The organism is Colwellia sp. MB3u-41 (assembly GCF_014076845.1).
In the GTDB taxonomy this organism is placed as follows: Bacteria; Pseudomonadota; Gammaproteobacteria; order Enterobacterales; family Alteromonadaceae; genus Colwellia_A.
On record NZ_JACGUT010000047.1, the window covers coordinates 145,814 to 160,095 of the forward strand.

Annotated in this window: 11 protein-coding genes and 2 pseudogenes; 4 read left to right on the plus strand and 9 right to left on the minus strand. The window is 37.1% G+C overall.

Annotated features, from left to right (window positions below):
• Positions 1-153: 153 nt before the first annotated feature.
• A complete protein-coding gene (gene aroG / locus H4J73_RS03070; protein WP_182181115.1) occupies positions 154-1,206 on the minus strand; it encodes a 3-deoxy-7-phosphoheptulonate synthase AroG in 1,053 nt (350 codons plus the stop codon).
• 330 nt (positions 1,207-1,536) lie between these two features.
• Here aroG and H4J73_RS03075 point away from each other — a divergent pair, with 330 nt between their 5' ends.
• The 3 genes from H4J73_RS03075 to secF all read left to right on the plus strand — a co-directional run bounded on the left by H4J73_RS03075 (position 1,537) and on the right by secF (position 4,848).
• Positions 1,537-1,950 carry a hypothetical protein gene (locus tag H4J73_RS03075; RefSeq protein WP_182188810.1) on the plus strand — a complete coding sequence of 138 codons (414 nt, stop codon included), beginning with the start codon at positions 1,537-1,539 and terminating at the stop codon, positions 1,948-1,950.
• 127 nt (positions 1,951-2,077) lie between these two features.
• Positions 2,078-3,931, plus strand: coding sequence for a protein translocase subunit SecD (gene secD / locus H4J73_RS03080; RefSeq protein WP_404851856.1), 1,854 nt, complete (start codon positions 2,078-2,080; stop codon positions 3,929-3,931).
• Complete coding sequence (gene secF / locus H4J73_RS03085; protein WP_182181118.1) at positions 3,928-4,848, plus strand: protein translocase subunit SecF; 921 nt, start codon at positions 3,928-3,930, stop codon at positions 4,846-4,848. Before secD ends, secF begins: the two co-directional genes overlap by 4 nt.
• An 88-nt stretch (positions 4,849-4,936) precedes the next feature.
• Here secF and H4J73_RS03090 read toward each other — a convergent pair whose 3' ends face one another.
• The 5 genes and pseudogenes from H4J73_RS03090 to H4J73_RS03110 all read right to left on the minus strand — a co-directional run bounded on the left by H4J73_RS03090 (position 4,937) and on the right by H4J73_RS03110 (position 10,752).
• On the minus strand, positions 4,937-6,127 hold the full coding sequence (locus H4J73_RS03090; protein ID WP_182181119.1) for a cystathionine beta-lyase: 1,191 nt from the start codon (positions 6,125-6,127) through the stop codon (positions 4,937-4,939).
• Between the two features lie 120 nt (positions 6,128-6,247).
• Positions 6,248-6,796 (minus strand): DNA polymerase domain-containing protein, encoded by a 549-nt coding sequence (locus H4J73_RS03095; RefSeq protein ID WP_182181120.1) that lies wholly within the window; start codon positions 6,794-6,796, stop codon positions 6,248-6,250.
• A gap of 29 nt (positions 6,797-6,825) precedes the next feature.
• Positions 6,826-7,744 (minus strand): annotated as a pseudogene (locus H4J73_RS20330) (IS3 family transposase); the annotation flags it as partial.
• Positions 7,745-8,139: 395 nt separating this feature from the next.
• On the minus strand, positions 8,140-8,400 hold the full coding sequence (locus H4J73_RS03105) for a hypothetical protein (protein ID WP_182181121.1): 261 nt from the start codon (positions 8,398-8,400) through the stop codon (positions 8,140-8,142).
• A 156-nt stretch (positions 8,401-8,556) separates the two neighbouring features.
• Entirely contained in the window at positions 8,557-10,752 is a 2,196-nt protein-coding gene (locus H4J73_RS03110) for a fibronectin type III domain-containing protein (protein ID WP_182181122.1), read from the minus strand.
• Positions 10,753-11,013: 261 nt separating this feature from the next.
• On the opposite strand from H4J73_RS03110, the pseudogene H4J73_RS03115 reads away from it, so the two are divergent.
• Positions 11,014-11,892: pseudogene (locus H4J73_RS03115) on the plus strand (IS982 family transposase).
• A gap of 260 nt (positions 11,893-12,152) precedes the next feature.
• On the opposite strand, the gene H4J73_RS03120 reads toward H4J73_RS03115, so the two are convergent.
• The 3 genes from H4J73_RS03120 to H4J73_RS03130 form a co-directional block, all read right to left on the minus strand.
• Complete coding sequence (locus tag H4J73_RS03120) at positions 12,153-13,160, minus strand: transposase (RefSeq protein WP_182181123.1); 1,008 nt, start codon at positions 13,158-13,160, stop codon at positions 12,153-12,155.
• 40 nt (positions 13,161-13,200) lie between these two features.
• Positions 13,201-13,527: a hypothetical protein gene (locus H4J73_RS03125; protein ID WP_182223706.1), complete on the minus strand. Its 327-nt coding sequence runs from the start codon at positions 13,525-13,527 to the stop codon at positions 13,201-13,203.
• Between the two features lie 272 nt (positions 13,528-13,799).
• On the minus strand, positions 13,800-14,279 hold the full coding sequence (locus H4J73_RS03130; RefSeq protein ID WP_182223707.1) for a hypothetical protein: 480 nt from the start codon (positions 14,277-14,279) through the stop codon (positions 13,800-13,802).
• Positions 14,280-14,282: the final 3 nt, after the last annotated feature.

Consider the following 14,282-nt stretch of genomic DNA (forward strand, 5'->3'; position numbering starts at 1 on the left):
TGCAATACCATAAATGCACCGCCCAAAAAATGCGAGTGTTATTTTGTTTCACCATACGTCAGCCAAAGACATAACTATTTATTTTTGCAAATAAAAAGCCAATCAATATTGATTGGCTTTTTTATGCTACTTAAAATGAAACAGTCAATAAACTTATTTTCTACGTGTAGCAACTGATTCACTCAATTGAGCCAACAGTAATTCTGTATCGGTCCAGCCAATACAAGCATCGGTAATACTTTGACCGTATGTCGCGACTTCACCATCAACGAGGTCTTGGCGACCTTCCACTAAATGACTTTCAACCATCACACCAAAGATATTGTGATTCCCACCGCTAATTTGCTGACAAACATCATCGCAAACTAGCATTTGATTTTTAAATTTCTTACTACTGTTAGCATGACTAAAATCGATCATAATTTTAGTATTAAGTGAAGACTTCTCTAACTGCTCTGTGACGACTTTTACACTGTCAGCATCAAAATTTGTCGTTTTACCACCACGTAAAATAATATGACAATCTTTATTACCCGTTGTCTGCACAATAGCAGAATGGCCATATTTGGTCACCGACAAGAAATGATGAGAAGCACTTGCCGCGCCAATAGCATCTATAGCGACTTTAATTGTGCCGTCAGTGCCATTTTTAAAACCAACCGGGCAAGACAAGCCTGAAGCGAGTTCTCTGTGCACTTGGCTTTCCGTAGTACGGGCACCAATTGCTCCCCAACACATAAAGTCAGCCATATATTGTGGCGTTATCATGTCTAAAAACTCACCCGCTGTAGGCATACCCATATCATTTAAATCGAGTAATAATTTACGGCCAATACGAAGGCCATCATTAAGCTTAAAAGTATTATCCATGTACGGGTCATTAATTAACCCTTTCCACCCGACTGTTGTGCGAGGTTTCTCAAAATAAACCCGCATGACAATTTCAAGGGTATCTTTATACTTTTCACGTAATTTAACTAATCGCTGACCATATTCTAATGCGGCTTCAGTATCATGTATTGAGCATGGACCAATCACCACGAGCAAGCGATCATCTTTATCATTAAAAATTTCACTTATGGCTTTACGCCCAGAAAACACCGACTTAGACGCTTCTTGAGAAGCAGGAAATCGCTCAATTAATGCGATAGGAGGTAATAATTCTTTTATTTTGTTAATGCGAACGTCGTCGGTTTGGTAGAACATAGTCATTTCTCTTTACATCAACACTAAAACTGGACAGTAATTGCACACTTTAGTGTTTTATTATTTTCATTGTGTATGTCTAACTCGCTGGCTAGACTCCTAGATGGTTAACCCATCAACAACTTATCAGTGTTAAACAGACAATACCAATAGAAAATGCCTTAAAAACGATATATTCATAAAGTGGTTTATAATGGCTGTTGTCATCCTATTTTTATCGAAGTTCCTGCCAGTTTATTTTATACAACCATTGAAACCTCAATATTTATCTGTCTATAATAAAGCTTCAACAAACAATCTAATTTTATTATGTGGCGAAATTTTTCGATAGTGGTGTTTTTATTTGTATTAGCTTCTACAGCTAATGCTCTGCCTGCTGAAAATTTTACGAATAAGATAACCTTTACCACTACATTAACGATTGAAAAAAGTCACTCTCCTTTATCTCCTGACTTTACCTTGTTCGTCGATGAAAATGCCCCTGACCAATCATTCAACTTGCCACGATTAAATCGCATTTGTTCATCATTATTTACTAACGAAATACAGACTACACCGAACTACCTGCTCGTTATTGAGTTTTTTAAAGTTAAACTCACCGCTGGATTATTTAAAAATCTGGCTAATCCGCCTGTGCATATTAATTGGTATGAGCAACTTAGCCATCGCTCAAGTTCTAATCGACTTGCAGGTTGGAAAGATGGCAATAGTTTATACACAGCTAGCATAACCTACCATTCATAGATTCATCATCTAACAATTACTAAACAATCTTTTTCCTTTTTCTGCCACTTTTTAACCGTGGCCCTTGTTGTATGCCCTTTTCTAAAATTTAGAAAGCGAAGGCAACAAGAATTTACGAGATTTTATGATGAACTCACCGATGAAAAAGCCATATCGTTATTTTAAATGGCAAAATCTATTAATATTATTCACCTTACTTTTCTTATTAGTCAGTGCCTTACCGAATCTATATGTCGATAAAGTAAAAATTGAACTCTTGCCTATTAATTCAAGCGTTCAACAAATAACCACAGCAGAACTTAAAAACTTATTCAATCAGCAAAATTTATCTGTTGATGAAATTCATGTTACTAGCGAAAAAACAACAATTACATACGGTAACAAAGCCAATATAAAATCAATTAACTCACTGTTATATAATAAGTTAAAAGATGACTACCTTATTGAAATTAACAAGGTAAATAGCTTACCCTCATGGCTAGAGTCACTTAATGCTAAGCCAATAAAATTAGGCTTAGATTTAAGTGGCGGGGTATTATTTGTGCTTGATGTTGATACAAAACAAGCCTTATTTGATCGTTTAAAAAACATCGCATTAGCGATAAAAACACTTGCCATGGAAGCACGTATTCGAGGGGTTAATGTCATTCAAAGCAAGGCAAGCCAATTTGCTGAAGCACATCAACAAAACCTTTCTGTCAGCTTTCCTAACGTAGCGAAGAGTAAAGTTGATACGCTTTTTAGCAAACTAAAAGCAATCTACCCTGAATTATCCCAGCAAAAAAATCAGCATAACCAAGTGACGTTGTCATACTCCTCAAAAATAACAGCTCAATTTCGTCAAGAAACGATGCAGCAAACATTAAAAACAATGCGAGGAAGAATAGCAGAGCTAGGGATAACTGAAGCGATAACACAGCAACAGGGAAAAAATCATATTCGCATTGAATTGCCTGGTGTTCATGATCCCGAAGAAGCAAAACGTATCATAGGTGCCACAGCTTCACTCGATTTTTATCAGCTTGCAGAAAACTCAAAGGCAGCAGGTATATTGCGCATGTCAGATGAACATGGCAGAACACTCATCTTAAACAGCCAGGTGGTTTTTTCAGGCAGCAATATTAAAGATGCACGAGCAGGACAAGATCAAATGAGCATGCCTTTAGTCAATCTTACCCTAGATGCTATCGGTGGTAAGAAGATGTCGCAATTTTCTAAGCAAAATATCGGTAATACTATGGTAACGGTATTTTCTGAATTTTATCGAAATGCTGAAAATCAAATGGTCAAAAAAAGTAAAGTCATTAACGTCGCTACAATCCAACAACACCTTGGCTCTATATTTAGTATCACTAACATGTCAAGCCAACAGGCTGCACAAGAACTCTCATTATTATTGCGAGCAGGTTCGCTAACAGCGCCAGTCACTATAGTAAAACAACGCACCATTGAGGCGTCACTCGGTGAAAATAACATCAAAAAGGGTATTAAAGCCCTTAGCGTAGGTATTAGTATCACCTTGTTATTTATGGTTTTTTGGTATCGTTCTTTAGGAGTCATTGCAAATATAGCACTAACATTGAATTTGATCAGCTTACTTGGGTTGATGTCGTTACTGCCTGGTGCAGTACTGACTTTACCCGGTATTGCCGGTTTAGTGTTAACGGTTGGTATGGCTGTTGATACCAATGTTCTTATCTTTGAGCGGATAAAAGAAGAATTAAAGCGCGGCCATAAAGTGTTGTCAGCCATTGAACAAGGTTATAAAAGTGCTTTTTCAACAATTCTTGATGCCAATATTACCACCATGATCACTGGCATTATTTTGTACACTATAGGAAATGGTCCGGTTAAAGGTTTTGCACTTATTTTATGCTTAGGGATTTTAACCAGTATGTTTACGGGTGTTTTTGTTTCAAAGGGATTAACAAACATGGTTATTCGAAAAAATAAAACACAATTATTGGGAGTTAACGTATGAGTACCACGAAACTTAATAAATACTTTACTTTAAGCTACTTTCGCATTGCCAGCTTTTATTGCGCAGCAATATTTATTGTTATTGCACTTTCTGGTCTATTGAGCAAAAATTTAGCGCTTGGTTTAGATTTTACTGGCGGTTACCTTACTGAATTTTCAACGGAAAATCCCCTTAGCCAAACAAAAATGAAGACCTTACTCAGTGCTTATCTCCCTGAAAGCTTTAAATTAACCTCTGCTGAACAAGGAACACATTGGAGTGTTCAACAAGCAGATAATAACGTCAGTTTACAAGGTAAGGAATGGCTAACTCATTTTGCTGACAAAAATCAGTTAAACATCACGCCTCAAGACGCCGTTTACATAGGAAGCCAAGTCGGTGAAGAATTAATTAACCAAGGTGGATTAGCGCTATTAACCGCAATTATTGTCATCTTAATCTATTTGTCTTTTAGATTTGAGTGGCGTTTAGCCGCGGGTGCTGTTATTGCTCTTTTTCATGATGTACTTATCGTACTCGGGTTATTTGCATGGTTTGGCTTATCCTTTGATTTAACAATTTTAGCCAGTTTGTTAGCCATTATTGGCTACTCATTAAACGACTCAATTATTGTCGGTGACAAAATAAGAGAAATAATGAAATCAAATAATCATGCAAATATAGATAACGTGATCAATCAAGCCATTAAATCAACTTTAGTAAGAACGATGATCACCTCAGGAACGACATTAGCGACTATTATTGCCATATGGGGGTTTGCAGGAGAGTCTTTAGCAGGTTTTTCTATATCACTATTCACCGGCGTTTTAGTGGGTACTTTCTCTTCGATTGCAATTTCAGCAACAGTGCCACAATTACTTGGTTTAACCGCTGATTATTATCAAAAAATAGAAACAGATATTTGCCCCTTACCTTAAATAATAGTCCAGTAATTTCGGCTCGATAATCGTATCAAGACAATAACTCACAAGGGTATTTACTTAACCGTAAATACCCTTAACGACATCAGCTAGACGATGATATTTCCAACGCCGCATTTAATCTATCAAAACCTCTAGCAAGGTCGGCAATTAAGTCATCAACATCTTCTAAGCCTATATGCAAACGAATTAATGGGTACTCATAATGCCACTGAGTTGCTGTGCGTATGCGCCCGACATTAGTATTACCCAAAATCAAACTTTCAAAACCTCCCCAAGAATAGCCCATTTTAAAATGTTCCATACCATCGAGTAAGGCATTAAGTGACCGCTTATCACCACGCGTTAACACAAAAGAAAACAAACCGTTAGCGCCCGTAAAGTCGCGCTTAAAATATTCATGGCCCGGACATGATTCAAAAGCAGGATGAAGAATTACATCAACTTCATCGCGTGTTGCCAGCCAATTAGCTACTTTTAGGGCACTGGCTTGGTGTTGTTTTAAACGAACACCTAAGGTGCGAATACCACGCATCGCTAAATATAAATCGTCAGGCGACGTACATTGTCCCATTAAATAGCTATTTTCACGTAATTGTGGCCAGTACTCTTCTGTCGCCGTTGCCGTGCCTAACATCACATCTGAATGACCAACGATATATTTAGTCGCGGCTTGAATCGAAATATCAACACCGTAGTCAAAAGGTTGAAAATTGACCCCCGCAGCCCAAGTATTGTCGAGCATAACAATACAGCCATGCTGGTGAGCAACTTCAGCAATACCCGGAACATCTTGTACTTCCATAGTAATAGAGCCAGGTGATTCTAAGAAAATAAGTCGGGTGTTATCTTTGATAAGTGTGTCTATATTTTTACCCATAGTGGGATCGTAATAAGTGGTTTCTACGCCAATGTTAACCAATATCTTGTCGCAAAAATCGCGTGTTGGTTCATAGGCGGTATCAACCATTAAAATATGATCACCGGTTTTAACAAACGAAAGAATAGCATTAGTGATCGCCGCAGTACCCGATGGATAAATGGCACAACCTGCACCGCCTTCAAGATCAGTCATTGCATCTGCGAAAGCAAAAGCGGTTGAGGTGCCTCTTCGTCCGTAGAAAAGCACCTGATTGCCGCGGTTAGCGGTTGCGTGATTCATTTCTTTAACCGTATTAAAAACAACGGTTGATGCACGTTCTACCGGGGGATTAACAACGCCACGTGTCCATTTTGATTTTCGTCCAGCATTGACTATTTTGGTATCGTTGATCATGATTTTTCATCCTAAAGCATAAAATTCATTTAGCCATCTAAATAGCTAACTTAATAAAGTTACCTTATGATCTTTCCAAGCATGATGCACGATTTATTTACAATAATTACAGCGATAGACTTATTGAAATAAGTTCATTTGATCACTGGTTAGCTTTTCGAAACTGCTGCCAACAAAAGGTAAAAGAGCATCGGCAACAGTCGCTAATTGTCGGTCAATATAAAACTGGTAATCTAAGGGCGCTTTGACATAACCTTTAGCTTGCGGACCAGACGTCGTAATGAAATATTCTATCCAACCGCGTTGCTGATACTTTAACGGCTGATTGTTTATTTTATTAATGTCATCAGCTAAACGTGCAGCTTTGACATGCGGGGGCACATTTTTAACATAGTGATCTAATTGCCGGCGAATACGCTTACGATAAACCAGTAAGTGATCTAATTGCCCTGCAGAGGTTTGAGCAACAATACTGCGGACATAGTCGGCAAAAGGTTCGCCGTTAAATATTTTTAAATACAACTCTCGTTGAAAAGTTTTTGCCAATTCTGTCCAGTCGGTGCGAACACTCTCTAAACCTTTAAAAATAAGTTCAGACTTGCCCTTTTTTTCTACGATCCCCGCATAACGTTTTTTAGTACCAACATCTTGCCCTCTGATTGTTGGCATTAAGAATTGGCTAAAATTATAGACTGAGTATCCCAGCAACACCCTTTTTTACTCATACTACCAATAAACCCATTTAATTTGAGCAATCGACGATATTGATGACTGGCATACTGAACGCCTTGATCTGAATGAACTATTAACCCTGCTTTAGGTTGTCGTTGCCAAATAGCCATTGTTAATGCATCACAAACAAGCTGCGCTTTCATTCTTGATCCCATGCTCCAACCCACGATTTTTCGTGAATATAAGTCAATCACCACACATAAATATAGCCAACCTTCTGATGTCCAAACGTAGGTGATATCACCTACCCACGCTTTATCTGGCGCTTCAACAGCAAAGTTTTGCTTTAACTCATTTTGATAAATGGGTTTGTTATGGTCGCTGTTCGTTGTTGCCTTGTATTTCTTTTTATAACGAACCCAAACGTTCGCTTCTTTCATGAGTTGAGCCGTTTTACGTCGACTAACCGGAAAGCTTAATGTATTGAGTACTTTTTTAATCCGCCTAGCGCCATAAGTATTGTCACTGAATTTAGCAATATCTTTGATCAACGCAATCATTTCTTGATGGGTTAGATCATCAGCGGCACTTACTTTACGCTACTGAAAGCTATAGAGTTTATTACTTTTAACACCCAGTACGTGACACATTACTACCACAGGCCAGATCTTCTTATGTTGGGCAATGAACGAATATTTTACTTCGTTTCTTTGGCAAAGAAGACCGTCGCTTTTTTAGGATCTCACGCTCCATTTCTAAACGTTTAACTTACGCTTTTAGGTTGCGGATTTCTTCTTGCTCGGGTGTTAATTTCCCGTTACCACGAAAAGCATGACCATCCTCATTGTCAGCTTCTTTGATCCAACGACCTAGCATATTAGGATTAACACCTTAGTTTCTTGAGGCTTCTGCCTGGCTATAGTTTTGCTCAACGACTAAAGCGATAGCATCAGGTTTGAATTCTTTTGAATATTTTTACGTTTTGTCATTTTCGATCTCCAGTTAAGATTATTATCTCTTAACTAGGTAGTCGAATCCATTAGACCACGTCAAGGTACACCTAGTACATACCACTTGACCCTCAACCACTTATCTAATTCTTGTAAACTTGGTTTAATACTTTCCACTTCGCTCAACTATTAATATTCAAATATTATCAGTATAATAAATAAAATTTTACTACCTTAAACAAGTAGTTGTACCATAAGTTTATTATCAACCAACTATAGTTGGACAATTAAAATCACTTAAAATAGAGATTAAGACTGAATTCGATTCTAAAACTAAAGGATAAATATGCTTCATCTACCTTCTCTGGCTCCGTTGGTGAGGAGTCTAGATCAGGGTTGGTTTTTTCCATATATTACCCAACTAAGAACCCCATCTAACACCACTGAAAGTGCATCGGTTATTAATATACTAACCCACACACCCGATGAATTTAGTGCTTGAATATCATATTGGCTGGCATGCTCAACGTTACCCCAAGAGATAACCGACTCACCGTTACTTTCTGTTATTTGCACATTATTTGGTGCTGTTAGCCCGGAGCTAGGCACATAAGTAATAAAGGTTGTTATGTCACCTACATTTATAGGCACCCATGTTGTTTCTGCATGACTTAGTGCAGAAAAAAGCAACGTAATATAAAGAATTATAGCTGGGTTATTACGGTCATGTTATGCATTCCTTAGCACCTAATGCTACTGGCAAATGTTATATTGTTATTTTGAATGCTTTGCAGCATTTTTTTCACTCTACTCATCAGTTACAAAGATAATCTTTCTATTAACATGTTCATAATTACTATCAATATGTTCAAACGAAAACACCTCCCTTGTATCGACACTAATTAACTGTAGGTATTCTTGTTCACCTGTTACGACTTCATTATTTAAAAGCTTCAACCCGCTCTCGATTAAAGTAAACTGTTCTGAAAGTTTATCCCACGTTTGGGTGCTTACAACAAGACTTCTCTGACCATTTAGTACACTGTAATGCAATATTTTTTCGTGGTAAGTAAAATAAAAATTATTATCATCTGCTTGATAAACAATAGAGTCATCGACTGTTAAAAAATTATTGGCATGATACTTTTCACATATGGTATCTGCACCGCATATCGCCGCCTTAAAAACACTTTTCACTAGCTTACCTAAACTTGCCCATTCTTCTGCGGTCATTTCTATAACGTTGGCTTTTTCAGCATTTAAATTCAGCTGATAATACTTGTTATCATAAAGCATGTAATAGTTATTTTTTTCTAAACAATCAACATCATCCGTACAATCAAGTTGATATATTATAGCTAATTGTTCCGATTTCACTGGCTCTGACGCCAATGAATAATCAGAACAAACCTCATCAAGGCTGCACGCTTGAACACGGTAACGGTAACTTCTCGCTTGCTGATCTACAAGGACAACACTGTTGGTTTCATATCGATTTCTATTTTGCCACGCCCCTTCATTGATACTTACCTGTCGATAATAGTGATGTGCATCAGCAATCCAAGAAACAGTGATATCGTTACCATTTGAGATAGTTGCAAGCGGTTTGGGGGGCGCGGCCGTAACCGGCTCCGATGCTAGCGAATAAGGTGAACAATCATTAAGACTGTAACAGACTCTTACGCGGTACTCGTAGGTTCGAGCCTGTTGGTGCATGAACACTGCAGTCTTTGTTGTAAAGTCAGTAGCATTCTGCCAGCCGGCCCCATTTATATTTACTTCTCTAGTGTAATACTCACCATCTGGAGATGACTCCCACGAAACTCGTATCTCATTGCCATTTGTTACTGTCGCTATAGGTTTTGGACCGACAATAGTTACTTGGTCTGATGCCTTCGAATAATCAGAGCAAATGTCATTAGGGTTACAAGCTTGTACACGATAACGATAACTTCTCTCTTGCTGATCTAATAGCAGGATACTGGTAGTGGCATATCGAGTTTTATTTTGCCACTCACCATTATTTATACTCACCTGTCGATAGTAATGATTTGCATTTGCAACCCATGAAACCCTTATCTCATTGCCATTTATCACTGTAGCTTCTGGTTTTTTTGGGGCTGCTGTAACCGTATCTGATGCAGGAGAATAATCAGAACAGATTTCATCGGAGTTACAAGCCTGTACACGATAGCGATAACTTCTAGCTTCCTGATCTAAAAGCAATATACTCGTAGTGTTATATCGATTTCTATTTTGCCAAGCACCACCATTAACACTCACTTGACGATAATAATGACTCGTATTAGCCGTGGCGTTCCACGAAACAGTTATATCATGACCATTTGCGATAGAGGCATTTGGCTTTGATGGAACTGATGGTTCGGGTAAAACAGATATCGATTTAGAAGCAGAGGAGTAGCTAGAACATGTGTCATTAATGTTACACGCTTGTACTCTGTAACGATAGCTTCTCACTTGCTGATTAGATAACAGTACAGTGTTAAACGTATACTTATTTCTATTTTGCCATGCGCCATTATTAATACTCACCTGACGATAATAATGTTGTGTATTAGCTGTGGCAATCCATGAAACAGTTATATTATTACCATTTGCAATAGAAGCCTTTGGCATTGAGGGCGTTGATGGCACAGGTGGAATATTAACGGTAATACCTTTCTTTATCGAAAAAGCACTACAGCCATTGGCATTACAAGCTCTAATTTTATAATAGTAAGTTCCATTAGGTTTATTTCTACTTAATGATAAACCAGTACCGGCATATATTGTGCCGCTTAACTCACCCATCAATTCATAACGAGTAGCTGATGTAATTGGCTGCCATGAAACAGTATAACCACCATCACTATCATTACTTGGAACTGAAAGGTTAGGTGTACTTGGATACGCCGCAAATGCCTTTCCGCACAGCGTTAACACCATTAAAGCAATGATTTTTAATTTTAAAATTATCGAAAAAAAAGTAAATAACTGAGGCATGTAATCCCTAGGAGTTAGTAAATAGGGACAAAAGTGAAAGGTTAAATAATGAAAATTTGTTTTTCGTCATCATCCCTAACGACTTAAACACATAAATTTCCAAGCATGATATATAACTCCATATAAATTGTAACTAACTATTTACATTTTATTCAATAAATTGTTAATTAACCTGAGAAATGGATAAAAATTAAATTAATTGCCCACCTCGCGATCAGAACTTTCGACTAAAAACGATTTAAAAGCAACAAAGGTGGGCAGATGAATAAGTTAATAGATATATTTTGTGATGTCGATGATTTTTTCATAAATTTTTACCTGTATGGGAAGCCGAGTTAATCGCAAATGGGACTAAGAAGCGAAGGCGCCAATCAAAGATGACGACGAGTAAATGTCTGTCTATTGTTATTGCTTTTCATCAATCAAACCATAGGGATTTCAAGAACTTCTATATGGGATTAGTTCAACGATATTGGCGAGAAGACTTCCCTACCTTGTTAAGCTATACGCGTTTCTTACATAAAATGTCCGCGTTAATTATTCCTATGTGCGCTTATTTTCAAACGGTTAAAGGAAAGCCCACAGGCATTGCCTTTGTCGATTCTACAAGCCTGAAAGTATGTCACAACATTCGTATCCCACGTAATAGGGCCTTTAATGGTATAGCCAAACGAGGAAAACGAACCATGGGTTGGTTTTACGGTTTTAAGCTACATTTATTGATTAACCACATAGGTGAAATTATTTCTCTGAAGATAACACCTGGTAATACAAATGATAGAACGCCAATCCCTGAGTTATGCAAAAACCTTAAAGGAAAGCTTTATGCAGATAAAGGATATATAGGTACAATCTCAGTGAAAAATTAGCTGAAAGTGATATCGATTTAGTAACTACCGTTCGGAGAAATATTAAGACTAAGGCAATGTCCCTATTTGATAGAGCAATGCTATCAAAGATATACATAATTGAAACAATAAATGACCAGCTAAAAAATATTTCACAAGTTGGCATAGTCGCTACCGAAGTGAGACAGGTTTCATGTTAAATGTAATTTCAGGCATAGTGGCCTATTGCTTAGAGAAGCAAAAGCCACGTATTAAATTATCAGCGAGTGAATTTGGATTGATGGCTGTTTAGAAAGCGTCTCTCTTAAACAGATCTCAGGTTATATTTAAAATAAGACTACTTTCACTATTTCAGACATTCATCATTAAACTAGTAACGCCTCTATGTTCGTATTACTTTACGTTCAACTCTTTCCATATTCAGTCAACTGAATTTGGACAACATTGCATAAAAAGTTCAAAAGCATTTTATGTTCAACACTATAAAAACAGATTTGCTCAAGTTATTGTCTGAACAATTAATACCTTCGGCTTTCACATAAAAATTTAGGGTTAATGTTCTACATTTTTATATAATTTTAACGTTCGATGAGTGGCACACCATTTTCGATGGGTAGAAACAGCCCATTTGGCCATATTTACTGGGCTACCTGCGGCGTGAATAAAATGCCGATTAAATGCGGTTATTGTTTCAAGCCAATCTTGCTCATTCACCATAAATCGTTCAAATATAGGTTTAATATGAGCAGGGATAGACCCTCGTTTATCTTCTCGAATACATCGCCCTGTCCATTCCACCAATTGAAAGTAATCAATGAGTTTAAACGGTAAACCTATTTGTTGCTTACTGTGTGGCTGATAATAAGTAAATGGTAATATATTATCAGGCTGTGCTTGTTTACTTTCTTTTATCCCTGCTTTAGCAACCGTTTTTAGCCGTTGTTGAATGGAAGTGAAATCAGAGTTTTCAGGTGTCTCTGCAATAGCAGCGCGAATTGGGTTTAAATCAACATACACCATGCAAGACAATAATGCCGTTTCATCAAGTAATGCTTGGGACTTAAACCGACCTTCCCAAAAACGCCCTTTGCAGTTATCTTCTTTATTTGCTTGTACGGCAATGCTTTCGTTTAAACAACGCATGTACCAACCTAAATCATATAAGCGTGCTCGCCATACCTGAATAAGTTCAAGTGTTTTGTCTTTTTCTGCTTGAGTGGTTGCTTTGTTGGTTAGCCAACGGTCAACCATAATATGACCATTAAATAGCTGCTTCCAACGCATCACTACATCATAATCACTTAAGCTATCCGCTTTATCTTTATCAACTTTCAAGACTAAGTGGTAATGGTTACTCATTACGGCATATGCACAAACATCAATAGTAAAAATAGTTGAAAGCGTGGTTATTTTATCAACCACCCACTGCTTACGATGGTCAAAGTTCTGACCTGTGAACTTATCATCACCACATAAAAACGCCCTACGTACACAGCGACAAATACAGTGATAGTAAGGCGTAGCATCTAAACAAACTTGCTCTTTTCTGGCGCGGGTCATGGCTTAACCTATTAATTAAAAATCAAACAATATACTAAGCCTAGTTGACCTTTTTAATCAATCTAATTTGGGGGTGTCCCTTTTTATTTCCAATTAGACCGTCTAAGTCACCTTCAAGTTTTAAGGTGGCGGAAGTCGGATTGCCAGTCGGAGATTGAGGGGCATAAACTTGATAATATTTTCCTTCAAATTGGATAAAACCATCATTTTTTCTATCACCAATACGCCCTTGTGGTTTAACTTTTTTAAAGTCCTTGTTTGATGCACGCATCACATCGCAAAATAAATCTTCGAATGCATTTCCATTTGACTCATGGATACGCAGTTTAAAGGCTTTACGTACATCTAGTTTTTGTTGCACATCCATTAGCAATTCCCTATGAATTCTTCCTCACTTTGACTCTATATTACAAAGCCTCGGCTAGCGAGGGTTTGGAAAGTCCTTGTACCAATAATTAGATAATGACAGTAACACATTAATAAATCTAGCTAAAATATATCAACAATAGGTAAGCTGGATATTGATATTACGCAACAAAAAGCCCTATAGGTTATATAGGGCTATTTTCTTTGCTCCCAAAGAAGCCAAACCTTCGGGCAACTAGCCGTGGGCGGTTGAAATAAACCTCTAATATACTTTTATTGCTTAGCTTCTACTTTAACAATGTTCTTTGTTTTTCCGTCAACAAAGTAGGATACCTTAACAAATCTACCATTTGAAATAACTCCTTCACTCCTTTTTCTATTTGCAAAAAAATACTTTGGAGTAGCTACATCGTTATATTCAAATTTAACATTATTAATAATAAACGACTCCTCTCTACTAGCTATTTTTTCTGAAATATACCCTTCTATCATCCCTTCAACTAACTCAATATTTTTATTTGCAATCTCATTTTTAAGTTGGCTTACTTGATATGTCTTTATTAGATTCATACAAACATAAATCAGTACAACCCCAATAACAAAATTATATTTAATCTTAGTGATTTTTAGAATTTTTGAGTCATATATAGCCTTCATTTTTTTATAAAACAATAAAGCCAATAAGGACAGAGAAATATAAAAATAATAGCTAAAACTACTAAGCTCTATTACCGTTTCAAAATAAGTATTCATCTC